Annotated in this window: 2 protein-coding genes; both read right to left on the bottom strand. The window is 44.9% G+C overall.

Translation table 11 applies throughout. The annotated features are described in order from the left end of the window. Positions 1–89: 89 nt before the first annotated feature. Positions 90–266 carry a PCP reductase family protein gene (locus A3729_RS34745; RefSeq protein ID WP_082865032.1) on the bottom strand — a complete coding sequence of 59 codons (177 nt, stop codon included), beginning with the start codon at positions 264–266 and terminating at the stop codon, positions 90–92. Between the two features lie 35 nt (positions 267–301). Next, on the bottom strand, positions 302–777 hold a 476-nt coding region (locus A3729_RS28140; protein ID WP_197476213.1), incomplete at its 5' end, for an L-serine ammonia-lyase, iron-sulfur-dependent, subunit beta.

Raw genomic sequence — 777 nt, 5'->3', positions numbered from 1 at the left:
TCATTAGAGATTTGAGGTTCCTTTATAACACTCGCAGAGTTTACCGCGAAAAGACGATAAAACACACCGAAAAAACGAATATTCCCACTCTAACCGGGCATTTCTTTTCGTTTAATTTCAATTAGCAAGCCCTCATTTATCTCTGTTAAATTACGAGCCCTGGCAACTTTTTCTACGCGGGATTTTACAAATGGCCTAATGAAAAAAGGGACCTTCTTCAAGCGTGCCTTTGCGCAACTGCGCCAAACGATTGCGCTTTCTGTCATCCTTTATCTCCCATACCTAATTTATTCAGATAATGTTAACAGTCTACCCACCTGACTGCTAACCCTCCCTGAGAGGTTTCCTTGAACTCTTCTGACATTGCCTCACCAGTTTGCTTCATCGCCGCAATACAATTATCCAAGGTAATTAAATGGCTACCGTTACCGTGCATCGCAAGTGACGCAGCCGCATAGGCTTTGATGGCACCAAATCCGTTCCGCTCTATACAAGGTACTTGAACAAGACCTTTTACCGGATCGCAAGTCATACCTAAATGGTGTTCTAGGGCAATCTCTGCTGCATTTTCTATTTGCCAAATAGTCCCCCCCATGACAGCACAGCAAGCAGCTGCCGCCATCGCTGAGGCAGAACCGATTTCCCCTTGGCAACCGACCTCAGCCCCCGATATAGAGCCAGTATCTTTAATTATCGCGCCGATGACTGTCGCAGTTAGCAGAAACTCTCGTGACTTAGATTCTGAAATCTCTTCATGCTTGGTTAGATAATAAAGCA

The organism is Oleiphilus sp. HI0043 (assembly GCF_001634935.1).
This window is presented reverse-complemented; position numbering and strand designations above follow the sequence as displayed.